This window comes from Halomonas sp. ALS9 (assembly GCF_001651035.1).
Classification (GTDB): Bacteria; Pseudomonadota; Gammaproteobacteria; order Pseudomonadales; family Halomonadaceae; genus Vreelandella.
The window spans coordinates 145,415-170,896 of record NZ_LXRG01000210.1; the positions used below are offsets into that span (position 1 = coordinate 145,415).

At 52.5% G+C, this 25,482-nt stretch carries 18 protein-coding genes; 14 read left to right on the forward strand and 4 right to left on the reverse strand.

The features are described from left to right. Positions 1 to 47 precede the first annotated feature (47 nt). The gene (locus tag A6R74_RS19845) at positions 48 to 2,282 is read right to left on the reverse strand and encodes a right-handed parallel beta-helix repeat-containing protein (protein WP_064236187.1); all 2,235 of its coding nucleotides are present in this window, start codon (positions 2,280 to 2,282) and stop codon (positions 48 to 50) included. A gap of 174 nt (positions 2,283 to 2,456) precedes the next feature. Beyond that, the gene (locus tag A6R74_RS19850; RefSeq protein WP_064236188.1) at positions 2,457 to 3,473 is read right to left on the reverse strand and encodes a lactonase family protein; all 1,017 of its coding nucleotides are present in this window, start codon (positions 3,471 to 3,473) and stop codon (positions 2,457 to 2,459) included. 220 nt (positions 3,474 to 3,693) lie between these two features. Here A6R74_RS19850 and A6R74_RS19855 point away from each other — a divergent pair, with 220 nt between their 5' ends. From A6R74_RS19855 to A6R74_RS19900, 10 genes are all read left to right on the forward strand, one after another. Beyond that, positions 3,694 to 4,848, forward strand: coding sequence for a mandelate racemase family protein (locus A6R74_RS19855; protein ID WP_064236189.1), 1,155 nt, complete (start codon positions 3,694 to 3,696; stop codon positions 4,846 to 4,848). A 158-nt stretch (positions 4,849 to 5,006) separates the two neighbouring features. Next, positions 5,007 to 6,749: a sodium:solute symporter family transporter gene (locus A6R74_RS19860; protein WP_240488279.1), complete on the forward strand. Its 1,743-nt coding sequence runs from the start codon at positions 5,007 to 5,009 to the stop codon at positions 6,747 to 6,749. 156 nt (positions 6,750 to 6,905) lie between these two features. After that, positions 6,906 to 7,625: an oligogalacturonate-specific porin KdgM family protein gene (locus A6R74_RS19865; protein ID WP_064236191.1), complete on the forward strand. Its 720-nt coding sequence runs from the start codon at positions 6,906 to 6,908 to the stop codon at positions 7,623 to 7,625. A 151-nt stretch (positions 7,626 to 7,776) separates the two neighbouring features. Next, the gene (gene kdgD / locus A6R74_RS19870) at positions 7,777 to 8,694 is read left to right on the forward strand and encodes a 5-dehydro-4-deoxyglucarate dehydratase (RefSeq protein ID WP_064236192.1); all 918 of its coding nucleotides are present in this window, start codon (positions 7,777 to 7,779) and stop codon (positions 8,692 to 8,694) included. Between the two features lie 40 nt (positions 8,695 to 8,734). Beyond that, positions 8,735 to 9,601, forward strand: a complete 867-nt coding sequence (locus A6R74_RS19875) for an amidohydrolase family protein (protein WP_082906762.1) — start codon at positions 8,735 to 8,737, stop codon at positions 9,599 to 9,601. A 56-nt stretch (positions 9,602 to 9,657) separates the two neighbouring features. Continuing rightward, positions 9,658 to 10,455 carry an NAD-dependent epimerase/dehydratase family protein gene (locus A6R74_RS19880; protein ID WP_064236194.1) on the forward strand — a complete coding sequence of 266 codons (798 nt, stop codon included), beginning with the start codon at positions 9,658 to 9,660 and terminating at the stop codon, positions 10,453 to 10,455. Positions 10,456 to 10,560: 105 nt separating this feature from the next. Next, the gene (locus A6R74_RS19885; RefSeq protein WP_064236195.1) at positions 10,561 to 11,280 is read left to right on the forward strand and encodes a FadR/GntR family transcriptional regulator; all 720 of its coding nucleotides are present in this window, start codon (positions 10,561 to 10,563) and stop codon (positions 11,278 to 11,280) included. A gap of 47 nt (positions 11,281 to 11,327) precedes the next feature. Beyond that, positions 11,328 to 12,902 (forward strand): aldehyde dehydrogenase (NADP(+)), encoded by a 1,575-nt coding sequence (locus A6R74_RS19890; RefSeq protein ID WP_064236196.1) that lies wholly within the window; start codon positions 11,328 to 11,330, stop codon positions 12,900 to 12,902. A gap of 117 nt (positions 12,903 to 13,019) precedes the next feature. After that, on the forward strand, positions 13,020 to 14,036 hold the full coding sequence (locus A6R74_RS19895) for an Ldh family oxidoreductase (protein WP_064236197.1): 1,017 nt from the start codon (positions 13,020 to 13,022) through the stop codon (positions 14,034 to 14,036). Positions 14,037 to 14,122: 86 nt separating this feature from the next. Continuing rightward, entirely contained in the window at positions 14,123 to 15,070 is a 948-nt protein-coding gene (locus A6R74_RS19900; protein ID WP_064236198.1) for an AEC family transporter, read from the forward strand. 56 nt (positions 15,071 to 15,126) lie between these two features. On the opposite strand, the gene A6R74_RS19905 is transcribed toward A6R74_RS19900, so the two are convergent. Next, the gene (locus tag A6R74_RS19905; RefSeq protein WP_064236199.1) at positions 15,127 to 16,515 is read right to left on the reverse strand and encodes an aminotransferase-like domain-containing protein; all 1,389 of its coding nucleotides are present in this window, start codon (positions 16,513 to 16,515) and stop codon (positions 15,127 to 15,129) included. Between the two features lie 137 nt (positions 16,516 to 16,652). Between A6R74_RS19905 and A6R74_RS19910 the strand changes: the two genes are divergently transcribed. Next, positions 16,653 to 17,813 (forward strand): MFS transporter, encoded by a 1,161-nt coding sequence (locus A6R74_RS19910; protein WP_064236200.1) that lies wholly within the window; start codon positions 16,653 to 16,655, stop codon positions 17,811 to 17,813. 28 nt (positions 17,814 to 17,841) lie between these two features. Here A6R74_RS19910 and A6R74_RS19915 read toward each other — a convergent pair whose 3' ends face one another. Continuing rightward, the gene (locus A6R74_RS19915) at positions 17,842 to 18,771 is read right to left on the reverse strand and encodes a cation diffusion facilitator family transporter (RefSeq protein WP_064236201.1); all 930 of its coding nucleotides are present in this window, start codon (positions 18,769 to 18,771) and stop codon (positions 17,842 to 17,844) included. A 267-nt stretch (positions 18,772 to 19,038) separates the two neighbouring features. On the opposite strand from A6R74_RS19915, the gene A6R74_RS19920 reads away from it, so the two are divergent. The 3 genes from A6R74_RS19920 to A6R74_RS19930 are packed head-to-tail and all read left to right on the forward strand — an operon-like array spanning position 19,039 to position 25,480. Continuing rightward, positions 19,039 to 21,162: a type VI secretion system Vgr family protein gene (locus A6R74_RS19920; protein ID WP_064236202.1), complete on the forward strand. Its 2,124-nt coding sequence runs from the start codon at positions 19,039 to 19,041 to the stop codon at positions 21,160 to 21,162. Continuing rightward, positions 21,163 to 22,116, forward strand: coding sequence for a DUF4123 domain-containing protein (locus tag A6R74_RS19925; protein ID WP_064236203.1), 954 nt, complete (start codon positions 21,163 to 21,165; stop codon positions 22,114 to 22,116). Then, positions 22,109 to 25,480, forward strand: coding sequence for a T6SS effector BTH_I2691 family protein (locus tag A6R74_RS19930; RefSeq protein WP_064236204.1), 3,372 nt, complete (start codon positions 22,109 to 22,111; stop codon positions 25,478 to 25,480). The genes A6R74_RS19925 and A6R74_RS19930 overlap by 8 nt, the downstream gene beginning before the upstream one ends. The last annotated feature ends 2 nt before the right edge of the window (positions 25,481 to 25,482 follow it).

Genomic DNA, 25,482 nt, shown 5'->3' on the forward strand with positions numbered 1-25,482 from the left:
AGTGCTCAAGGCCAATCTTCACCTCAAGCACTCAACCCCAACCTTGATTAATTGAACACTAGCTTTTGAAGGGTCAGTGCCTGCTCGCGACGCTCACTTTCAGTGTTGGCCTGCTGTTGAAGTAGCGCTTTGATCTCAGCCAGCGTTTCTTCGTCGTAGTGCGACGAGGATGTCTGCGTGTTTTCATCCTGGATAAACCAGTTATCATCACTGATATCGCCATGGACGCTATCCAGGTAGTCGCTTTCGCTCTCCAGGCGCAGCGATACGTTACCCGCTAGCCGGGCGGAAGCCAGTTGGTCACCATAGGGGCTTTGACGAACAATAAAGTTGAAACGGTGGTTATCGATGGCCACGTTATTGATGATGGATAGGGCACCCGAGTTGAAGTTGTCGGTGAAGCCGTCCATGCCATTGTTGAACGATAGATTGCCCTCCACGGTATGAGCAACGGGCAGGCCTTCGCCGCCCAGCTTGAAGCCATTACCCAGGTTGCCGCCTGTCGGCTGGGTATTCAGCGTTTGGCCATTGTTGAAGGCGATGGAGTTGGTAATGGTAACGGCGCCGTTGGGGCCGTCCTCGACCTTGTTGAACAGATCCCATCCGTCGTCAATATTGTGGTGCGAGAGACATTGATCGAACGAGTTGCCTTCACCGATGCGCATCTTGGCGGCAAAGCCGTCGGCGTTGATGCCTGATGAGTCCTCGTTGTTGTAGCTTTCGCTATGACGCACCGTGTTATAGCTTGCCCACAGCGGGCGGCCAACGTTGTCGGGGGAGGTAATCTGAAAGCCGGTGTCCGGCGCGCTGTGGGTCACGATATGCTCGAAGACATTATGGCTTCCATGCACAATCAGACGCTCGCCTGCGACTTCTAGGTGATCTAATTGCCAATAGTTGGCATTGTGCGAAACCATCCCTGTAAAACGTACATCAGCCCCTTCACCTGTTAACCGTTTTAAATTACCCGGTGAGCCACTGGCTGCAAGTGGGATTTCAACGGCACCGTAATCGCCACTAGCCAAATAGAGGGTGCCGCCAGGCGCTAAATGGGTGATCGCCGAGGCGAGGTCGATAGGATTTGCCTGATCACCAGCCTGCCCAGGGCTGCCATCGGTAGATACATAGATATTAAAAGGATCTGCTACTGCTGATGGCCTGAGCGATAGTTTTTTGCTCTGCTCTTCTGATTCTGGCCCTTGGGTTGGCTGAAAAGTCACTAAAAAATCAGCGGGCTCAGTGATCTGTAGAGAAAGGCTGAATAAGTCACCTGCTTTAACTTGTTGTGCGTCGCCAAGCGGCTGTCCAGCCTGAGAAACGCGGAACTCTCCATCATAATTAGCAAGTGCCTGAAGAGTATAATCGGGCGTGCTGGCAACGTCTGGCGATGCCAATGACCATACAAGTGGGTTTTCTGGTGCTTGATAAGCATTGGCTTTTTGGGTATTAGCGTCACTTAGCTCAATGTGGATATCGGAAATATGCAGACGCGCATTACGCGCGGCAAAAAATCCCACATATTGGTGATCTGGGTCTTGAATTTCTACAAGGTTTGCTGGGGCTTGAGTTAGCTCGTGGTTATACAACTGCTGACCATTATTCATGGTGACGATAAAGTGTTCATTGCTGCGCGTCAGTGTCATGCGATAAGGTTGCTCGGCGCCGTAGGAAGCACCTTCTACATAATCTTCTTTACTTAATAAGTTGCCAGGGTTTCCCCATGGATCCTGAATGCCTTCCCGATAAGTGGCTGTTGCATTCATTAACCCATCGTTCTCTCGCGTGTGTGAACGCAGTAAATTCATCACCATGTTAGACGCAGCCGGAAATTCCTCATGGCCTAAGGGTTGAGGATTGGCACGCGGTGCGCCTAGAACGTCGCGAACCATAAGCCCCGCGCCTTCCTGTCGGTTCGGTGTTGCGCCTGTTTCAGGCCCCAACTGCTCTAACGCTAGTGTAGCTGTCAGGGTGAAGTTCATATCGGTAGGCAGGGTGGTGTAATAAAACGTACCCCCTTCATGGGAGTTGGCCAATTTGCCGCCTCGGCTTTCGATTGTCGCGTGATCGACCAACGGGCCAGCGGAAATAGGCTGGCCATCAATCGTGACTTCGTTAGTGCCTACTTTCTCCGGCAGGATGGTCGATCCAAAATTCAAGTCTGTTGATTGGCCGAAAGTTATACTTTGCCAAGTGAGCTCGGGCGCTTCGGTAGAGGCATGCCCTAACGAAGCACCCAAGACAGGCGTCATTGTCGTTAATGCAACCGCTATAATTTTACGCATGCTTAGCCCTTGTGTTCATTATCATTATTTTAACGAGCAGCCGGCTGGCTACTTCCTAATTCCACTGAATAAACATTCTTAAATATGATACATAGTATGTTTGTCGTCAAGAGGTATATAACCCGTCCAGCATATAACTTCCTCCATTAGGGTCGCTATCCGCAAGGCTTAGGTTTACAGCACTGCAACCCAATCAGGGCTTTTTCCGACGGGTAAGCGGCTGATTAAATTAAGATTTCCCGTTTCATTATCGATGCGGTAGCTGGCGATGTGATGAGAATACTGCCCAGCGGCTACTAAATAGTTGCCATCAGAGGTAATAGCAAAACCTCGGGGGCGGTTTTCGGTAGGAAATTGGGCGACAAACGTGAGCCTCCCATCAGACTGTACGTCAAATAAATGCAGCGTTGAGGTAGCTTTTTCCGAAGTGTATAAAAAGCGAGCATCGGGGGTAATATGGATATCAGCTGCTTGAAAGGGCTCCAATTGGTTAGGTAAATCAACCATTTGGAGGCGACGTAACCCTAATTCATCGTATCCTATAGCATTAATAGTACCGTTACGTTCGCCAATCACATACGCAATGGATTGATTCGGATGATAGGCGATATGCCTGGGCCCTGTTCCTGTGGCTAGCTTAAGCCGATCAATATAATGCATAGGTGGCAAAGTATGATCGTCATGCTGTGAGGGCGCCCATTGCCAATGATAAATAATATCTTCGCCCAGCCCGGTACCCAAAACGGTCTTGTTATCAGGCCCCATGGCTAGCATGTGAGCATTCGGGATTTTTTCAATGCAATGTGTCCGACTCCCAACGCAACGGTCAGCTTGGATTGGGTACACAGCTACCTGATGATCAATGAACGAAGCCGTAAGGAGATATTTATCGTCAATATCAGTCTGTAGATAGGCTAAGTTTTTATCAATCAGTGTGTTACCAAGATGAGACAGGCTGCCTTGAGGGTCGAGATCAAAGGCGCTAATAAAAAAGGGTTCACCTCTGGAAACGGCATATAGCGTGGTTCGGTCTCGTGATAGAGCCAGTGGCATGGCGCCGCCGGGCTTGTCTAGGCTAGGTAAACGCGTGTTATCTTGATAGACAAGTTCTCCAGTAATGAGAGATAGATTGATGGTGTAGATTTCGCCGCTAAGTGCGCAGCCGACATACAATGTCTGGTTTGCTAGCATGATATTTAACTCCATGTAAAATATAAATATTTAGCGTAAATAGAAGACTTTTAAAGTATATTTTTTGTATTAGAAACTAGGTTAGTCTTAGGTATACCTCATACCATTGTCTATGTTGCTGTTCAAAACGTGTGCTTCTAATATTAAACATATTATGTATTACCTTGAATGTCGATGTTTGATGGACACCTAAAGACGACTCAATAGGAGCTAAAGCACGATGAGAATTGAAAATGTTGCTGTAGACGTTATCCGCTACGAGTCAAATTTGGCCCGTGATAGTGCTGGTCATGCGCATGCTGGCCACCCTAGTGAGGCCCGCATCGCCATGCTTAGTGTAACGGCGGAAGATGGTGCTCAAGGCTATGCTTTTGCCCCGCCGGAGCTCATTCGTTCTTATGTGGTCGAGCAGTATTTTAAAAAGGCGGCCATCGGCAAGTCCGTTCATGCTCGAGAGCAAATATGGCAGGATCTTTGGCTTCGACAGCGCGGCAGTGGTGCACAGTTAACTGACCGTGCAATGGCGATTCTCGATCAGGCGGTATGGGACTTAGCTGGACGGCAACTCAATGTTCCTGTTTATCAGCTGCTTGGTGGTGCTCGCGATAAAGTAAAAGCTTATGCCAGCACCATGTGCGGTGATGAAGCGCAAGGCGGGCTTTCCACACCAGATGAATACGCTCAGTTCGCTGAAAAACTAGTGGCACGCGGCTATAAGGGAATCAAGCTTCATACTTGGATGCCCCCTGTTAGCTTTGCCCCCAGTGTTGAAATGGATATTCGTGCCTGTGAGGCCGTCCGTGAAGCCGTTGGGCCGAGTATTGCGCTGATGTTAGATGGCTATCATTGGTATAACCGTACAGATGCTTTAAAAATTGGCCGCGCGCTTTCTCGCTTAGATTTTGCCTGGTTCGAAGAGCCTATGGTTGAAGACTCAATGGAGTCTTATCGCTGGCTGACTCAACGCGTTGACGTGCCTGTTATTGGGCCCGAAACCATAGCGGGAAAACACCATAGTCGTGCTAGTTGGGTTCAGTATAATGCTTGTGACATTTTGCGGGCAGGTGTGGCCAACGGTGGCGGTATTACCCCGTGTCTGAAAGTGGCCCATTTGGCTGAAGCTTTTGGTATGGATTGTGAGATACATGGTAATGGCGCTGCCAATTTAGCCGTCGTGGGCGCTATTACTAATTGCCAGTGGTACGAGCGTGGCCTGCTCCATCCACACATGGAATACGATGAAGCGCCTGGATACCTTAACTCAATTGCCGATGAAATGGATAACAACGGCTATGTTCACATGCCTGAACGCCCTGGTTTAGGTGAGGATATCAATTTCAGCTATATAAAAGACAATACGTTAGAGCATTATTAAATCAGCATTGCTAATGCATAGTTTACGAGGCGTATATTTAAAATAGCCAGCTTTCTTATAACCATTCGGCAGAGCCGATATTCCAATAATAAAGTATAACGAGGTGTTTTATGAGCATTGATGTTTGGGTAATACTGATTTACCTGGTTTTCTTAATCGTGATTGGCTGGGTATTTAAGAAGTTTAATGCCAATACCAGTGACTACTTCCGGGGCGGCGGTAATATGCTGTGGTGGTTAGTCGGTTCGACAGCCTTTATGACACAGTTCTCGGCGTGGACGTTTACGGGGGCGGCCTCTCAAGCTTATATGAGTGGCTTTGCGATCGTTTTTCTTTTCATGGCTAACGCCGCGGGCTACTTTCTAAACTATGTATATTTTGCGCCACGCTTCCGGCAATTGCGGGTTGTGACGGCTGCAGAAGCATTGAGAATGCGCTATGGCAAGCCAAGTGAGCAGACTTTTATTTGGTTCAGTATGTTTGACGGGCTTGTGTCCGCAGCGACATGGTTAAGTGCGCTGGCTATCATTACCTCTGCTGTATTCAACGTACCGCTTGAGACAGTGATTTTGCTAACCGGTATTGCCGTTGTAGCGATGTCTGTTACCGGTGGGGCTTGGGCTGTTGTCGCCTCTGATTATGTACAGATGCTGATTATCATGTCGGTCACTTTCGTTTGCTTTATTGTTGCCTGGGGCAACACGGAAAGTATTGGCCATATTGTCTCCAGCTACGATGGTGAGTTTTTGACTGGCAGTGGCTATGGCTATGCGTGGCTGTTTGGTTTTTGGGTGTTTATGCTGATCATTAAGCAAATATTCATGATGAATAATACGCTTAATGGCTATCGTTATATGTGCGCAAAAAATAGTAAAAATGCGCGCTATGGTGCCCTGTTTACGCTTTGTCTTGCACTGGTAGGGCCGATCATCTGGTTCTTCCCCGCTTGGTTTATGCATGCTTACAGCCCTGATTTTGCTCAAAATTTCACCGCATTGGGTGCCAGTGCCAATGAAGCAGTGTTTGTTGGCTTTGTCAGTGAGTATATGCCGGCCGGTATGTTAGGACTCTTAATGGCTGCCATGTTTGCTGCCAGCATGTCTTCAATGGATTCTGGGTTGAATCGCAATGCAGGTTTTTTTGTACGCAACTTCTACCTAACCATCATCAAACCGCATGCTACCGAGCGAGAAATGATGCTGGTTTCTCGGTTCGTTACACTGGGCTTTGGGGTGTTAATCATTGGTATCAGTCTGTTTATCAACTCATTAAAAAGCATGAGTTTGTTTGAAATATTATTGACTGCCAGCGCCTTGATTACCTTCCCAATCACTATCCCAGCTATGTTGGGCATGATTATTCGCAAAACGCCAGACTGGTCTGGGTGGGGCACCCTGGTTGTCGGTTGTATAGTTTCCTACGGGGTAGGTGCTTGGTTGAGCCCTGAGCTCGTCAACAGTGTGCTGGGAATTGAAATTTCCCCTCGCGAGTGGTCTGACTTTCGGGTGGCATTTGCCATCGGCGCCCATGCGGTGATAACCGGTGGTTTCTTTATGTTGAGCACGCTTTTTTATAAGCCTAACGCTCAATCTACCGAACGTGCAGCAGAACGCCATGAAATGTGGCAGCGCTGGGAAACGCCTGTAGGCAGCGATGAGGCTGACGACGCGGCTGATGCGATTGATTACGGACAGAAAATTATACTGGGGCGCCTAATTCTTATCGGCAGCATCATGGTCATGGGATTATCGCTACTACCTAACTCTACAAATGGCCGCTTAATCATGCTTCTCTGTGGTGCTCTGTTAATGATCCCTGCAGTGCTTATGCTCCTCGCGGCGCGGTCAAGTAAGCGTGCCATGGAATTAGCAGATGCTGACGCTCAAGTAGCTTATAAATAAGTGAGAAGCTAAAAGGCACTCTCGGAGAAAGATTTCTATGGGAGTGCCTTTAAAAGTAATATGTTATAAGTCCTACATGAAGAAGGGGGTGTTAAAAAACTAGATAACCGTTGAGCAGTGTGTCCTAACAAAAAATATTTAATAATAAGGTGATTTATGAACAATACAAAAATGGTAACTGGTGTAACAGCCCTAGCAACTTTGTTTTGTAGTCTCAGCTATGCAGGGACGACAACTATTGCAACTAAATATGAACAAACATTTTTAGAAAACCAAGACTACAAAGTTAAATTTGGTATTGGTCATGTTTTTGATAACAAAGTATCACTAGGGTTTGAGCATCAGCGCCGCTGGGTAGATGAGGTGAGTGGCTCTCCGGAGTTAGCTGAAAACTTGTTTGGTATTGGCTACACTTATTCGCTTGATGAGGCAAACCGCTGGTCTCTTCAGCCGAAGCTCGAATACAAGTTTAACCCTGGCAAAGAGACGGCTCGTCCGATGCTGAGATTAAACTATAGAGTTAACGATGATTGGCGTGTAGGTGTGCGTTATCGCTATGAATATCAGACGTTTAGCGAAGGAGGAGGAGTTCGGTCTCGGGTCAACCGCTTTGATGGCTATGTTAGTTACGCTTTGACCGATCAAATTGGTTTGTCTTGGAATCCAAGCTACGCATATGTGCTTGGCGACTCTGGCAGCATGTATACGGGTGAGGAGGATCGCTGGGAGCATGAATTCACGGTGGGCTATCGAATTAACCCAGCGCATGCGCTTGCAGTGACGTATAAACGTAAAGACGAAATTCGTGAAGATGCGACTTACAATGCCGGCGACCATAACGATGCGGTGCAAGTGACTTACAGCTTTAGATTTTAATCGGTAGCGACCATGGGCAGGGGGTGGAGCTTTCGTGTAGGTTTCGTCCATTCTGAGCCAATACAGTTTTGTCGAGATAAGATTGATTCCGCTCCTGCTTTCTTCTATTCTTGTATGATGTATTACAAATAACTTTAGATAGGAAGAACTTATGCATTTCTCTCGTGAAGATACACTGGCCTCTATTTCCAACGGCTTGCTGTCATTTCCGGTCACGGATTTCGATGCTCAAGGGCGCTTTGACCGCGAAAGCTATCAGTCACGCCTCAAGTGGTTTGTTAGCCATGAAATTTCAGCCGTGTTTGTGGCTGGGGGAACAGGTGAGTTTTTCAATTTATCGGTAGATGACTTTCGTGATGTGGTAGGCACCGCCGTTGAAACCATCGGGGGCAAGCTACCCATTATTGCCAGCGCGGGTCAAAGCGTCGAAATGGCTAAAGAACAAGCCAAAATTGCTGAAGAAGCAGGCGCCGATGGTATTTTGTTGATGCCGCCTTACCTAACCGAGTGTCCGCAAGAGGGCTTGGTCGCTTATGCTCGCGAAGTTTGTGATAGCACTTCGTTGAATGTGATTTATTACAACCGCGGTAATGGCATTATGAATGCGGCATCTGTTCAGCAGTTAGCTGATGCTTGCCCTAACCTGATCGGGCTTAAAGATGGTAAGGGCGATATGCAAGCCCTTAATAAAATTGTTAAAACAGTCGGTGATCGTCTTGCTTATATTGGTGGTGTGCCTACCGCTGAAATATTCGCAGAAGCTTACTTATCTATTGGCGTAAATACCTACTCTTCGGCGGTGTTCAATTTTGTACCTGAAATGGCATCAACTTTCTACAAGGCGCTTCGTGCAGGTGACCATGAAACCGTCAAGAAGATTACTCGCGATTTCTTCATTCCGTTTGTCGATTTGAGAGATCGAAAGCAAGGCTATGCGGTTAGCCTAGTGAAATTGGGCGCTGATCTAGTAGGTAAACCAGCAGGGAAGGTACGTGCTCCATTGGTCATGCCGACTGATGCAGAGCGAGCTCAGTTAGAAGACTTAATTAATATTGCCAAGCGATTCTAAGGGCACTACAGATAAGATTTTCTCACGTTTAGGAGCTATGATGTCGATTCCAGAAAATACCCGCCCGTTAACTGGCCCAACCCCACAATTAAAAGCGCCTGCTGGAGCTACGGACTGCCATACCCACTTTTTTTTACCAGGCTTTGAGGCTCAAGAAGGCGGGCCACCAATTGCTGAATTAGCCACGGTAGAAAACTACCGCGCATTGCAGCAGTGGTTGGGATTGGAACGTGTGGTTATTACCCAGCCTAATGCCTATCAGGCTAATAACGATGCCTTAATAGAGGCATTGGACCAGTTTGGCCCGCAGGTAGCGCGTGCCATTGCGGTCATTACGCCCGACACACCGCAAGAAGAACTTGAACGTCTGCACAAGAAAGGGGTGCGTGGCGCCCGTATCATGCAACTGCCCGGCGGGGCGGTGGGTATTGATCGCATGCTGGCGGTCGAAGATGTGATTCAGGATATGGGATGGCACTTGATGGTGCAGTTCAATGGTCGCGACCTGCCTGACTACTACGCCGAGCTTGACAAGATCAAGGGGCGCTACATTATTGATCACATCGGTAAGTTCATCGAGCCGGTCTCCGCCGACGACCGCCGCGTCGACGATATCCTGCGCCTGATCGATAAAGGCAATGCCTGGTTCAAGATCTGCGGCGCCTACGAAACCAGCCTCACGGGCGGCCCGGATTATGCAGACGTCGCACCTATTGCCAGGCGGGTCATCCAGCACGCCCCTGATCGCATTCTCTGGGGATCTAACTGGCCGCATGTAGGCGTAAAGCGTGCTCTGTATCCAAGCGATGCCGAGCAGCTTGATGTCCTGCTGGGCTGGGCAGACGAACCGACTCGCCAGAAAATTCTGGTCAATAATCCGGCGTTTCTTTACGGTTTCCAGCAATAAGTAAACTGCTATCCATTGTCAGGTATCCAGCAAATATAAACGAGAAGGAGTTTAGTATGTTGAATAGGCTATTAGTGACTGGCGCAGCAGGCGGTGTAGGAAAAGCCATTCGTCCTTACTTAAACAAGCTCGCTACACACGTTCGTCTTTCAGACATATCAGATGTTGAAAATCCGGCACCTCATGAAGAGGTCGTAACGTGTGATTTAGCCGATTATGAAGGTGTGAAAGCGCTTGTAGATGGCTGTGATGGCATTATCCACCTTGGCGGTGTTTCGGTAGAAAAACCGTGGCAGGGAATCCTGCAATCGAACATCATCGGTACTTACAACCTCTATGAAGCTGCTCGCCATTTAAACAATCCAAGAATTATTTTTGCTAGCTCTAACCATACGATTGGTTTTTACCCCCGCACCGAAAAAATTGATACGCAGGTGCCGCATCGACCTGACTCTATTTATGGACTTTCGAAGTGTTTTGGTGAAGATCTTGCCAGCCTCTATTTCGACAAATTTGGTATCGAAACATTAAGTATTCGCATCGGTTCATGTTTTCCGAAACCGGCTGACGCTCGAATGCTGGCTACATGGCTCCACGTTGAAGATTTAGTAGATTTATTTGAACGTGCTTTTAATGCCCCTAAATTAGCTAATACTATAATTTATGGGGCTTCAGACAATGCCGAGCAGTGGTGGGATAATCAACAAGTTTCGTTTTTAGGCTGGAAGCCCCGCCATAGTTCAGAGCAATGGCGTGAGGAGATCGAAGCAAAAGGTGAAAAAGTAGATCCGAATGCGCCGGAAGTGTTTTATCAGGGAGGTAAGTTCGCTTCTGCAGGACACCCTGACGACTGATCGTCATATGTATGATTAAAAGTAACTATGGATGCTCTATACTACTAGGCAATAGGGAGGGCGTTACACAAGCCCGAAAACTGATTTAATGAGAGATGGTTGAGCATGAATAATTTTGGCGTTGAACCTTTGGTGCATGGGGGCAGCTTATCGCAGCAGGTGTCCCAGCAACTGGAACGAATCATTGCAAACCAAACCGTTCCTGTGGGAGACAAACTTCCCCCCGAAGGCGCACTGTGTGACTTATTTGGAGTAAGTCGTACAGTGATACGAGAGGCCATCACTCACTTAAAGTCATTGGGGCTTGTTGAAACGCGGCGCGGCATTGGAACGCGGGTATTGCGCTCCACCCCAATGCAACAGCAACCCGTCAAGAAAATTAGTTTGAGAACCATTGAGGATATTTTAAATATTCTTGAACTTAGGTTAGCCATCGAGCCGGAAGTCGCCGCGTTAGCGGCTACCCGGCACGATGATGAAGATAAGCAGCGTTTAGAGGAGCTGCATCAAAATTTTATTCGCGCCTATAAAGACACCACTCAAGCGCGCGACGAGGATCTGGCGTTTCATGCAGGCATTGCACAGGCCACTCACAATCCTGCCTTTGTCACTATTTATGAGCAGTGGGACGTAGGCACTATCCCTCGGACGAAGCTAATGTCTGTGGAATCAGATCCGCAAACGACTTATCAGTATCTAGAAAAAGTGGCTCAGGAGCATGCTGACATCCTTGAGGCGATTCTGACCCGCAATGCGCGGGCAGCTCATGCCGCGATGTATCAGCATTTAAATCGAGCATACAAAACGTATTCTTCATATAAGTAGGCGCGCGCGATGATGGCGCTCTACTAAACTACTAGGAGAGATCGACCATGGCATTGGAAGGCAACCTCTTAATCGGTCAACAACCAGTGACCGGCACTCAAGCCAACATTCAAGCAGTTAACCCTGCTACCGGCGAGAAGCTTGAACCTATTTATGTCGGCGGCAATCGAGCTCATGTTGAGCAAGCCTGCGAGCTGGCTGAAACGGCCTACGCCACCTACCGCGAAACGTCGCCCGAAGAGCGCGCTACTTTTTTAGAAACCATCGCCAGCGAAATTGAAGCGATTGGCAGCGAGCTTATCGAGCGGGCCATGGCCGAAACCGGCCTGCCGCAAGCGCGTATCGAGGGCGAACGGGGTAGAACCTGCGGTCAACTGCGTTTATTCGCTTCAGTTGTACGTGCCGGTGAGTGGCTGGATGTACGTATCGATCCTGCGCTGCCGGATCGCCAGCCGCTGCCTCGCGCCGACCTGCGTCAGCGCCATATCGCCCTGGGCCCAGTCGCTGTATTCGGCGCCAGCAACTTTCCGCTAGCATTCTCGGTGGCAGGTGGTGATACCGCTTCAGCCCTAGCGGCTGGCTGCCCGGTCGTGGTTAAAGGTCACTCCGCGCATCCGGGTACCTCGGAGCTTGTGGGCAAGGCGATTCAAAAAGCGGTGAAAGCCTGTAACTTACCCGAGGGCGTGTTCTCGCTACTGTTTGGCGCTGGTAACGAAATCGGTCAGGCGCTGGTTGATGATCCGCGCATTCAAGCGGTTGGCTTCACCGGCTCGCGTAGCGGTGGTATGGCGCTGATGAAAACCGCCCAGGCACGGCCCCAGCCGATCCCGGTCTATGCTGAGATGAGCAGTATTAACCCTGTCTTCTTACTACCCGCAGCCCTGAAAGCGCGTGGTAAAGACCTGGGCGAAGCCTTTGTCGGTTCGCTCAATATGGGCGCGGGCCAGTTCTGCACCAACCCCGGGTTGGTGATCGCGGTAAAAGGCCCTGAATTGGACGCCTTCATTGAGGCGGCACGTGGTGCAGTGGAAGCCAGCAGTGCACAAACCATGCTGTCGCCAGGTATCCACCGTGCCTATCAAGAGGGTGTGACCAGCCTAAGCGGCGCAGCCGGGGCACGCGAAATTGCCCGCGGACAAACTGGCAGTGACTATCAGTGCCAAACGGGTTTGTTTGCTGCCTCTGCGAGCGATTTCCTCTCATCAAACGCGCTGCAAGCGGAAGTGTTTGGGGCCACCTCGCTGGTGGTTGAGTGCCAAGATGCGGCGGAAGTTAAACGCGTGGCTGAACAGCTAGAAGGCCAGCTCACCGCCACGCTGCATATGGACGACGCCGACCTGGATGCTGCTAAAGCGCTGATGCCTACGCTTGAGCGTAAAGCAGGACGTATTCTCGCCAATGGCTGGCCCACCGGTGTCGAGGTTTGCCATGCCATGGTACACGGCGGGCCGTTCCCGGCGACGTCTGATTCGCGCACCACCTCTGTCGGTTCGGCGGCCATTCACCGCTTCCTACGGCCGGTTTGTTACCAGTCCCTGCCTGAAGGCTTGCTGCCCGAGGCGCTTAAAGAGGGCAACCTGCTGAAAGTATCGCGGTTAGTTGACGGCAAACGCGAACTGTAAAAGATAACTTTCACTATTGAAGTTCGAAAGCAGGCATTGAATGCCTGCTTTTTTTAGCGCGGTTTTAAAGTCAGTTTTAATAAAATTATCAATAAAAACAGTTTTTTAGGTGATTATATGAGTGATGATATTACTATTTCTCTACAACAAGCCGAAGCGTTGAGTCACAAGGTGCTCACCCATAACGGCTTTAGCCAGCCCCACGCTGACGCGATTACGCGTAGCGTCATGGCGGCCCAACGCGATGAGTGCCACTCACACGGTTTATACCGGCTCATTGGCTGTGTCCAAACCGCCTTGAACGGCGGTGTTGATACCCAAGCTGAGCCGACCATCACTGACCAAGCCGCCAGTGTCGTCAAGGTTAATGCCAATAAGGGCTGCTCGCTGCTGTCGTTTGAAATGGGTAAGCCGCATTTGATTGAGAAAGCTAAACGCAGTGGAATTGCGGCGCTGGCGATTAACAACAGCTTTCACTTCTCCGCCCTGTGGCCCGAAGTGGAAGCGCTTTCAGCAGAAGGGCTGGTAGCGTTGGCCATGACGCCCAGCCACGCCTTTGTGGCTCCGGCGGGTGGTACTTCGCCGCTTTTTGGCACCAACCCCATCGCTTTCTCTTGGCCACGCCCAGGGAGTACGCCCTATACGTTTGATTTTGCCACCAGCGTGGTCGCCCGTGGCGAGATTGAGCTACATCGACGAGCGGGTAAGTCGATCCCCGAAGGGTGGGCGATTGATAGCGAGGGGAACTCGACAACGGATCCAGTGGCAGCCCTAGCTGGGGCTATGCTGCCCTTTGGTAGTTATAAAGGCTCCGCACTTTCCACCATGGTGGAGCTGCTGGCGGGCCCACTGATTGGCGACTTGCTAGGCCATGAAACCCAAGCAGCGAATGCGGAGAAAACCGGCAAGCCCTTCCACGGCGAGCTGATTATCGCCATGTCGCCAGAGGCTTTTTTGGGCAAGGACGCAGAGAGCCACCTCAAACACGCTGAACTCCTTTTTGAGGGCATCCTGGGTCAAGGTGCGCGTTTGCCCTCCCAGCGCCGCTTTGAGGCAAGAGCGCGAAGCCAAGTCAATGGCCTTACATTCCCCAAAGCGCTGTATGACGAGCTCAACGCACTGACTGTCCAATAACCGCGTTATACCTAATGCGATGAGGCACTGTTGGTATCGTCGTTGGTGAGAGTGTGTGGGGATAGCGTGGGTGAGAGGAACCAATCATGCTTGAAATATTAGCCATCACCACGCCGATCTTTTTAATTATCGGTATGGGCTTTGTGGCTATGCGCTTGAGGATCGTTAGCCGCGAGCAGATGCAGGGGGTCGGCAGCTTTGTGATGTACTTTGCGCTACCTGCGCTAGTGATCCGTGCCCTAACGCAAAACCCGCTTGAGGAGGTATTTAACGTCGATTATTTATTGGCCTATGGATTAGGGTCGGCGATCATCTTCTCGCTGGCTTTAGGGCTAGCCGTTTTTATCAAGAAAAAATCTCTGCAAAACGGCGCGATGTTTGCCCTGGGGATGTCGGCCTCCAATAGTGCCTTCACCGGCTATCCTGTTGCGGCAATGGTGTTAGGGCCACCGGCGGTCACCTTTATGACGCTAAGTATGATTATTGAGAATCTGCTGATCATACCCGCCGCGTTGATACTGGCAGAGATGGGACGACAGTCGGGGGGCGGTCTTGCTCGCACGCTTAAGCAGACGGCTAGTCGGCTGATAGGAAATCCTGTCTTGATGGCCATTCTCATCGGTGTCGTGATCGCCATATCAGGCGTTAGTTTACCGGGCCCAGTAACCCAGTCGATTGATATGGTGGCCAACGCGGCAGGGCCAGCGGCGCTCTTTGTGATAGGGGGAGCGATCTACGGCCTTCGTGTACGTGGCGTTGTCATGGATGTCAGCCAAATTGTGCTGGGTAAACTCATTCTCCATCCATTGGCCATCGTGCTAGCCTTTTTAATCATGCCCACGTCAGATCCACTGCTGCTTGCGGGAGCGATTCTCTTCGCTGCCGCCCCCATGGCGAGTATCTATCCGCTGTTAGGCCAGCGCTACGGCATGGCAGACGTGGCTGCAGGCGCTTTAATGGCCGCTACGCTGGCCTCCTTTGTGACGTTTAGCGTGGTGATTGGGTTGATGCGTTATTTCGGAGTGCTCTCATAGTGGCACTCGCTTGATCGTCGCTGTTTATGCTTTGTTTGGCGCGGGGCTGGTGACAATTATTGTGCTGCTTCAATAAACGCCTTCGCCCTGGGATCCTGCATATAGGCAACGTTGAGCCGCAGCCAGGGCGTCGGCTGATGATCAGCAAAGAATAAGTGACCCGGCGATAGGGTAATTTCCCAGCGGTTGGCCAGCTCGCTCAGTGTTTCAGGCGTTATGGCCGTCGGTGGTTTTGCCCACACAAACATCCCGCCAGCCGGTTGGATATATACCTCCCAGCCAGCATTGTTAAGCATCGTTAGTGCCATCGCCATTTGATTGGCCAGTTTGATGCGCAGCCGCTCGGTGAGCTTCCTATAGCTGCCGTTTTGTAGCATGACGGTGACCACCTGTTCGGCAAAGCGTGAAGCCGAAATGCTGGTCAACATCTTGATATCCACTAGTCGCTGCACCAACGTCGTTGGCGCGGCGATAAAACCGACTCGCAGTGAAGAGGAGAGGCTTTTCGAAAAGCTGCCTAGATAAAACACCCGGTTTAAGCCATCTAGTGCGGCCAGTCGGGTGGTGGGGGTGTGCTGAAAATCCGCGTAGATATCGTCTTCAATAATCTGAAAATCGTGCTGTTCGGCTAACTGTAAAACCCGGTGCGCAATCGCCGGGGTGAGGGTACTGCCCGTGGGATTATGAAACACGCTGTTGATATACAACAGCTTAGGGCGGTGCTGGGCTAACAGCGCTTCCAGGCGCTCAATATCCGGACCGTCCGCCAGGCGCGGCACGCCAATCACGCGAACACGCTGTAAGTGCAGTAGGCCGAACAGGTTGTAATAGCCTGGCGACTCTACAAACACCACGTCGCCGGGATCAAGCAGCATTCTTACCAGCAAATCCAACGAATGGCTGCCGCCGCTGGTCGTCACGATCTGCTGTGCGTCAGCGGTAATCGCCAGTGGGCGCAGGCGTTCCTGGATCAAACCGCGTAGATCCTGGGGCCCTTGAGGGGTGCTGTACTCGAAGATTCCCGAACGGCTTTTACGTGCCACTTGGCGAATAGCATGGGTTAGGTCGTCGCCTTCGCGCCAATCGCTTGGCAGCCAGCCGCAGCCGAGTTTTAGCGTGTGCTCATTCGCACTAAAAAGCCCCCACAGCCCGTTGGTGATCTCTTCCATCCCGTTCGTTGTGGTCGATGGCGACACCAGTGCTGCTGCGCTATCCGCGACGTAAAACCCCGAGCCGGGTTGTGAGCGGACTAAGCCAGACGCCACAAGTCGCTCGTAGGCTTCAATCACCGCGTTACGGCTGATGTTGTGGGAGGCCGCTAAGCGGCGAATAGAGGGCAAACGGCGGCCACCACCGGCACCGTGGGCTGCAATCCAGGCGCGCATAGCCGTTTCGAGCTGCTGCGCGATGGGAGTCGCAGAGTGGCGATTAACCTCTAGCTGCATAACGTGGCCTGTTGTTTTCAACTGTTCGTTAAAAGGGCGGAACAGTGTCTGAAAAGTGGTGGTGAAGTGTACCTTAACGCTGCGGGGTAAGCGTGCGAGCTTAGCAGTTCAACGATTCGCTTATTTAGGACTTTGCTATGAATCGCGCTGCGACTGCAACGATCAATACAAAAAGTGCCGCCTGTCTGGCGTTCGCGCTATGTACGATTACCACGGCGGTTAACTTACAGGCCCCGCTTTACGATGCACTGGCAGCGCGTGATGGCTTGGGCGTCGGGGCCACTACCATCGCTTTCGCCTGCTATGTGTTGGGCATTGTGCCGGTGCTGCTGGGGTTGAATGGTCTGGCTGACAGGGTAGGGCACAAGCCGCTAATCGTTACTGCGCTACTGTTATGTCTCTTGGCGACCGCGATGACCTTGATAGCGCCCGGTTTGCTGGCGCTGGGGGTTGCTCGCTTTTTGCTGGGTATCAGCACGGGGTTAACCTCCGCGGTGGCGCCCGCTTACATGCACATGCTGTTGGGTGGGCAGGATAACCGTATAGCGACCAGCTATGTCACCGCCAGTACCGCGCTGGGGTTTGGTCTAGGGGCGGCGGTCACTAGCCTGTTTGTTTTTCATACCCCCAGCGTATCGCCGCCCAGCCTGTGGCTTTATCTCGCTATCGCTGCGCTGGCGCTCGTGGCGGTCACCACGCTTAAGGATCGCGCACTGAGTGCTGCTAAAAGCCCAATGCTACGCCTGCCCCGTTATCCCAAGGGGGCGCTCTCCTATGGGCTGGCGATTTTACTCGCCTGGGCCACGGTAGGGTTGGTTATTGCGATTCTACCTTCGGTATTAAGCCAACATGGTTTATCCGCCTGGAGCGGCTTCGCCACCTTCGGTATCTGCAGCTGCGGGGTGCTGTTTCAGCCTTGGGCGAGAAGGCTTGAGCCCTCTACCGCGACCCAGCTGGGGCTGGTGATTCTGCCGATTGCCTATGCACTGATCGCCTGGGGAGCTGTTCATGGTTATCTTACAGCAGTACTGCTGGGCACGGTGGCCGCCAGCAGCACCTGCTATGGGTTTATCTACCTGGGGGGATTAAGCGGTGTGTTGGCGATAGCGGACGCGTCGACGAGCCAACAAGCCAGCGCGGGTTACTTTTTGATGGCCTACTTGGGCTTTAGTATCCCGGTGATTACCACCGGGGTACTGATTGATGCCGTGGGGCATACCTTGGCGTTAGCGTTATTTGGCCTCGCGCTACTGGGCGGCGCACTCGCCACGCTCGTTCTATTGCGAAAGGCGCGTTAGGAAAACACGGGCTTTCAAGCTGTCATGATCAGTGCTTCTCAACCAATAGTCCGCAGGATGGCGCCGCCCAGCGGGTATTGGCGGTAAATACTACATCACACACCACAGGGGAGTAGTAGCGGCGCACCTCGTCATCGATTTTTACCCGCAGAGAATCCTGGCTGGCGACCGAAACGTCGGATGCCTCGGGAAGCACCACATGCACAATCACATACAGCAGGCGCCCGGGGCGCACCATACGCACGCGTACTTCTTGGGTGTCGGTGTCCGCCAGAGCGTTTGCCACGGCCTGGCGAACGGGTGCCGCGATAGCCTCTTCCGGGGTTTTATTGAGCAGTTCCTTTAACGCTTGGGAGGCCATACGCACCGGCACGCCCAAACACAGCACCACCACCGCAATCACCAACACCGAATCCACGTAGGGCAGAATCGTCTGCCAGCCCAAGCGCTCAAACAGCATCACTAGGCAGAAAGCGGCTAGCACAGCAGCTGAGATAACGCTGTTGACTAACCAGTTGAGCTTGTCTGCCGCCACCAAGGGGCTGCTCACATGGCGCTGGCTGCGGTGCATCACCCAGGCGGTTAGCGAACAGGCCGCGGTGGCGAAAAGGGCATACAGCACCGCCAAGCCCGCCGCGATCTCACGACCACCGGTGAGCAGTGCCGCAATGGCATCGACCAAGGCAAAAATAGACACGCCTAAGATTAGAAGGCCTTTGCACAGATTGACCAGCGACTCAAAGTAGCTATAGCCGAAGGGGTAGGATTCGCTATCGGGGCGGCTGGCTAATTTGCTCACCTTGATCGTCACCAGCGCGACGCTGAAGTAGATCAGATTAAACAGCCCATCCAGCAGGATCGCTTGGGAGTTAGACGCCAGCGTGGCGACGATGCCAGCGCAACCAATCAGCAGCGCCATAAAGGCGGAGAAGGCTAAGGTGCTCGATTCTGACTTCACAGACGCTCTGCTCCAATGCACACATGATCAAAATAGTCGGTAAGCATAGCAACTTCGTTGGTCTCAATGTCAGCGTCTTTGCGAGTTTTTGCTGTCAGTTTGATGAATTTCCAATGCTCTTTTGTAAGAGATCTCTTACGCGTGTAAGCCATATCTTACAGCCGTGTAAGAGATCCCTGTCACTTGCCCTCGTAGGCTTGCTTTCTCGCCCTGTGCCGATATCCTGATTCGTTCTCATTAGCAGATAACGATCCAAGGAGCGGAGCGATGGCGGACAAGACAGGCCTGCAATTTACCCTGACCCTACCTGGGGCCGATGATACTGCCGTGGTGCGTTTTACCCATCGCGAGGCCCTCTCTGAGCCATTTACCCTCTCCGTTGACTTTGCCAGCCGTACCCACACCCTGTCGCCCAGCGACTGTTTGGATCAGGAAGCAACGCTCACCATTTGGCAGGATGGCGAGCCGCTGCGCCGCGTGCACGGGTTGATTTCAGAGCTGCACCGCGCTGACAGGGGACATCGGCGCAGCTTTTATCGGGTCGAGATTCGCCCGGCCCTGTGGCGGCTATCGCTGCGCCACAACTCGCGCATCTTTCAGGACACCTCGCCCTACGATGCGATCACCACATTAGCCAGCGAACGCAGCCTCACCGACATCGGTTTTGCCACTACCCGCACGCCATTAGATCGTGAGTATTTGGTGCAGTATCGGGAGACCGATCTGGCCTTTATTGAGCGCGTGGCCGCTGAAGAGGGTTGTTTCTATTTCCACGAGTTTGAGAACGCCGAAGGCGGTAAGCATCAGTTGGTGTTTGCCGACGCCACGTTGGTACTGCCCAGTGTGGGCGAGCGCACCTACCACGGCCGCGCCGGGGGCACTCCGCCCCGACGCCATATACGTAAACTCCGCCAGGTCAGCCGGGTGCGCCCCGCCTCGGCGATGCTCAAAGACTACACGTTTAAGAACCCTGCCTACGCCCAGATCCATGAGCATCAAGCAACGGGGCTGGGTGAGCACGCCCAGCGGGAAGATTACGAACACTTCGATTACCCCGGGCGTTATAAGAAGGATGCCTCCGGCAAGCCGTTTACCCGCCACCGGTTAGAATCCCTGCGCGCCGACGCCACTACTGCCGAGGCGGAAAGCGATCTTCCCGAACTCGCCCCGGGCGTCTGCTTTACCCTGACCGACCACGATATCGATAGCCTTAACCAGGCGTGGCAGGTGGTGGCTGTAGTGCACCACGGCGAGCAGCCCCAGGCATTGGAAGAGGACGGTATGGCCCGGGGTGGCAATGGGGCTCTGAGTCGTGGGGCACTGTCGGATGCGTCAGGCGAGCAGATGACCCGCTACTATAACGAGCTGGTCATCATGCCCAAGGATCAGACCTTCCGCCCAGAGCCCACTCCCAAGCCGCGAGTGGACGGCCCCCAGGTGGCCTTTGTGGTCGGGCCGGAAGGCGAAGAGATCTACTGCGACGAACACGGCCGGGTCAAGGTGCAGTTTCCCTGGGATCGCTACGCCGAACCCAACGAGACGGCCAGCTGTTGGGTACGGGTAGCCCAGGACTGGGCAGGCGGCGGCTACGGCAGCATGGCGATCCCCAGGATCGGAAATGAAACGGTCGTTTCATTTTTGGAGGGTGACCCTGATCAGCCGATAATCACCGGCCGTACCTACCATGCGGTCAATACGCCCCCGTATCCGCTACCGGAACATAAGACGCGCACGGTAATCCGCACCCAGAGCCATAAGTCCGTCGGCTTTAACGAACTGCGCTTCGAGGACGCCACCGGTGAAGAGCAGATTTGGCTGCATGCCCAGAAAGACCTGGAGCTGCTGACGCTTAACGACCGCACTGAAGAGATCAAACGCGACAGCCACCTCAAGGTGCACAACGACCGCATCAGCGAGATCGATAACGACGAGCATCACACAGTGCATCGCCACCGCTTTGAGCACACCGAAGGCGCTCAGCATTTAAGCGTGGAAGGCACCATGCATATGCGCGCCGGGGAAGCTTGGCTAAGCGAAAGTGGCCAGGAGCTGCATATCAAGTCGGGGCAAAAAGCAGTCCTTGAAGCCGATGGCGAAATCACTTTAAAAGCCGGTGGCAGCTTTATCAAGATTAACGCCAGCGGCATCACCATCGTCGGCCCCCAAGTCAAGATCAACGCCGGTGGCAGCCCCGGCAGCGGCACCGGGCAAGCGGTCGAGCTGCCCAAACTGCCGCCCGTGCTGGAAGGTAAAGATCATGACCGGGCAGAGGCGATAGGGCACTCGCCGTTGTTGAGCCCTCCGATCAATCAGGCCGCACAGCTTAAAGCCCTGCTCAGAGCGCCTGCCTACTGCGACATTTGTGAAGAGCCGAATCAGGGGGAACGCTAAATGCAGTCTATGTCATCCGCGACCCATGCGCTGGTAGACGGTGTCTGCTATCCCGATGCTTGGAAGCGCTTATATCGACACGATAGTGTTGAGGAAGTTGAGCCACTTTACTTGTCAACTCGGTGGAGTGCGGTGGCCGAGCATGGGCCCATGCTGGTCACACTTAAGGGAGCTGGCTTGATCAACCAAGCCTGCCAAAATGACCACACGCCGCTTTATCGCTCGCTTTCACTGTTCAGTAGCCAAGCAAGCACTCAATCACTAAGCAAGCATCTCCACCGGTTCCTCACCTTCAGCGGCGAGGCAGGGCAAGAACAGTTATTGCGCTTCGCTGACCCCCTGGTAACACGCCACTGGTTAAGCAGCTATGGCGACGAGTTACCGGCTACCCTCATGGGCCCCATCGACACATGGTGGGTCGCCGATTGGACGCCTAACTGGGCAGGTCAGGGCGCTCTGAAATGGCAAGCCTTTCAAGCCAGCCACCATCTCGAATCAACTACTGCGGCACAAGCTCCCGATTTTCCGCCAATGGGGCATCAGCAGTATGCAGCGCTCAAAGCCGTGGCGCGCTGGCAGCTTAAAGAGTGGTTAACGGACTACTTTAAACAGCATGCGCCTAATGCGTGGCAACACCTTGAGTGTGATCACGGCCGATGGCTTGACGAACGCTTGGATGATGCCATCGCATGGGGGGCCAGTACCGAACGTCAGCTCGCTATCTGGGTAGATCTCAGTTTGCACTGGGGCAAAGCGTTTATTACGGCTGATGATGGGCTATATGCCCAGTGGGCAAGGCACTCATCTGACCAAGTGAGTCTCCCCCGGCAGGAGAAACTATATGCCCTGGACGCCTGGAGCCGCACACCGGCTGCTAGCGCCTCGCAGCACAATCAACATCACGGATCACCTTCTCAAGCTCCCCTATCAATAGACGAGGCAGCCAATGGCTAACACGGATGTTCAGGCGCAGGCACGCGATGCCGCCTTTGATGAAACCCCCATTGGTGGCGGGGTTTGTCCGCTGTTTATCGATATCGATATTTTCCCTGTGCGCTACGCCATTGACGAGGCGCCTGCTGAGGCCAGCGCGCCAGCGCCACACCCGATTGATGAAGAGTGGCAGGGGCCAGGCTACCCCACAATTGAAACGCGCGATTATACGCTTCGGCAACTGCGCGATGGCTGGCTATACGTCTGGGTGAGTGAGGCGGGGAAGGAGCCGCGCATTGACGAATACTGCATAGAGGGCGCAACGTTTAATAAAGCCCCTCACCTAACGTACCCCACCTACGCCTCTATCGCGTTAGCTTACTCCTCTGTCCAATGGACGGAACGTATTCGTGAGTATGTGCTGGAAAACGCCGATTTTCGTCAACGCATTATGCGGTCCGGCAGTTTGATAGCGGCGATCAATGCAACGGGAGACTGCGCGTCATTTTCTCCCCATGCTGCCCCTATAACGCAGCTCGGCGAGCACGTAGCGGACATTACGCCCGATGGCGCAGTTGATGGCTTTACCAGCACGACCGTTTCGACCGAAGAGAGAGAGACTGCGCCGGCAAACGACGACAGCAGCGATAGCGAAAACCGTGCAGATACAAATGGGGAGCGTGAAGACGAGAGTAAAGAGGCAAGCGTTTATCGGCATTATGAGGTCAAGCCGGAGATAACCCAGGCCAGCGTTCTCGCCAATATCGATAATCACGATGAAGCGATCTTTGTCGCGCTCGATGACGATTTGGGAATTGTTAACGATCTACATATGGCGCTGGTTGGCCGCGAATTGGAGTTAGAAGCGTTTCTGGATGAACACGGTCATAAGCTTGAGACCGCGCAGGTCGTCAAATCCCTGTGCCTGATCGATATTGATGACCTGATCAGTGATGAAGCGCGCCAAGACCCTGAGCGTTATCGCGAAATAACCGTTAAGACTGGTGAACTGCTCGATGCAATCAAAAGGGCAGAGAACGGTTCTGATCATACATTGATCGCTAGGCAAAGGCGCGTAACAGAGATTCGAGAAGAGCTAATCGAATTAGGCATGCCCAACCCGCCCAATCGCAATAACGAGCAGTATGAAGAGTGGCATGGCAAAGAGCTTCCCCGCCTTGATGTCAGGCTGGATGAGGCCATCGCTTTTCTGACCGAAAAAGTGCCACAGCTAGAGCGACTACAGGCGCATATCGAAAACAGTCTGGCGGATCTGATTATTTGGCTTGAACGCTTGCCGCTGTCCGCTCAAGAGCTGTGTTTCGATACCGTTGATGCCACGCAGAATCAGGCTATTCATGAATTTAGTTGCATGGTGGTTGAAGCTCTCGGCGCTACGCAGACCGGCCGTGCTTGGTTAAATGACACTTATCAAGCGAACGACTCATTGATTGGTTTTGCGATGAGTAACCTTGACCCCGCCTTGGCCGAGGCCCTTGAAACCATTGCACAACACTTCATTGAACAAGGTACCGAAAATGGAGAAGCCGCAGATAATGGCATTGACGCTTCGAGCGTGGCAACGCGGATCAACGCATTTCGCGGTATCCTCAAGTACGAAAAGGTACAGAGTCATCCCGCTTATAAAGCCCTGGCACCGCATGTAAAAGAGGCATTTGATACCTTGCGCGTGGGGGTTGGCGGGCCAACACAAAAAGCTTGGGAAAGTATCGCCTACCACTTTTTACCTTCCTTAAGTGCCAGAGGCCAGGTGTCTGTGGCAAAAGCAACCAAAGCACTATTGCACCCCCTTATGGTCGTTCTCGTCCATCCGGATGTTGCTTCATCACAGCTGGTGCTTGACCTTGAGTACGAGGCTAAGCACCGCGAATGGCGGAAAAAGTCCTGGAAGCTGACCAGAGACATTCGTGCCGCAAAGCAACAAAGAAATGTCGATGAGATGAAGCGGCTGGAACAACAACGCTATGAGCATGCCTACGATGAACCCAGGCGTGTTAGCGGTGCGGACGATACCCTAGATCGCAGTAATCCAGGCAATCAGGCGCGTGCGAATAATCTTGCCTCCGTCGGTTTTTACGAACAGCGTGAAATACACCGCTTAAAAATCATGGGCGGCGTGAGGGCGGCTCGTCGACATCTAACGGGGTTAGTCGAGCGACTGGGTGGCGGGTTGCCACTCTTAATTGCAGGGCTGAATCTCTACAACTTTCAGGAAGCGGTACGTACCGCTAACAAAGAAGGCATTGATGGAGACGAAGCGCGGAACTTGGCGACGACCGCCAGTTTCGCCGCTGGCGCAACAATGAGCCTATGGGTCATGCCGTTTTGGAACAAGCATGCTACGCAAAAATTCATGCTGTCACGAACTATGACAGAAGTAGCAAAGGCTGGTATTAGCGAATGGTCAGGCCAGAACTCGCCGAAAACGGCAAGATTAGCGGCCAAATTAGCCACCCGAGTGGCGGGTTTGTCAGCTATCGGGGCAATCTCAGCGGGGTTAGATACTTGGAATAGCCTAAGTGACTATGGAGAGGCAACAAGTGGGAAAGAGCGTCTGGCCTTAGCAGTTAAAGCTTTTGCAGGATTCACTATGGCCGGTACAGCCGGTGCTCAAATTTATGGTGCAGCTCGGGCAGGTTCAAAAGCTTTCGCTTGGATACTTGGCGGCTGGGTCTCCGGCATTCTGTTTGCGGCGGGTGTCATTCACCTGATCGCCTCACATTTCGCTGCCCGCTATAACCGTGAAGGGGTACGCGTCTGGCTATATACCAGCACTTGGGGTAGGGGGGAGTATCAGTGGGATGCGACTGACGAAGGCGAAAATAGTGAGTGGCAGGCGTTGATGGAAATCCTGCTACAGCCTTCCGTGAAATTGACCAGCGTAACCGATATGAAGTTTGACTCGTCAAACAGTAGCTATTACGGGGTAGGTGATATTGCTTCTACCTATCAAGGCTGCTGGGTGCAGATCGCTTTTCCCGCTTCCCTAGCGGGGGACACCGTCAGAATCTCCGAGATCGCCGGAAGCGGCTTCTGGGCACCGGGCGATAGCTTCGAGCAGAGTCCTTCTCAACAAACGGAGCGAGGGGCAGCGTTACCCGCTGACACAGAATATAACCCAGACGATGTGCGAATCTGGCAGGCCTGGATACCGGCTAGCGAACAAGCAAAAAATGCCTCTTTTATTCTCACAGTGGACTATGCCGAAACGTTGCTATCAAGCGAAAACCAATTAAGTTTCACCTTTTACAAACCCAACGCTGCCGCAGGTAAAAAAGAGATCGAACCCAATAGTGAGGAGAGCCAGGGCCTCAGCGCGCCTGCCCGTTTTGCACTAGCGATTCCCATAACCCCAGAAGAGTAAGG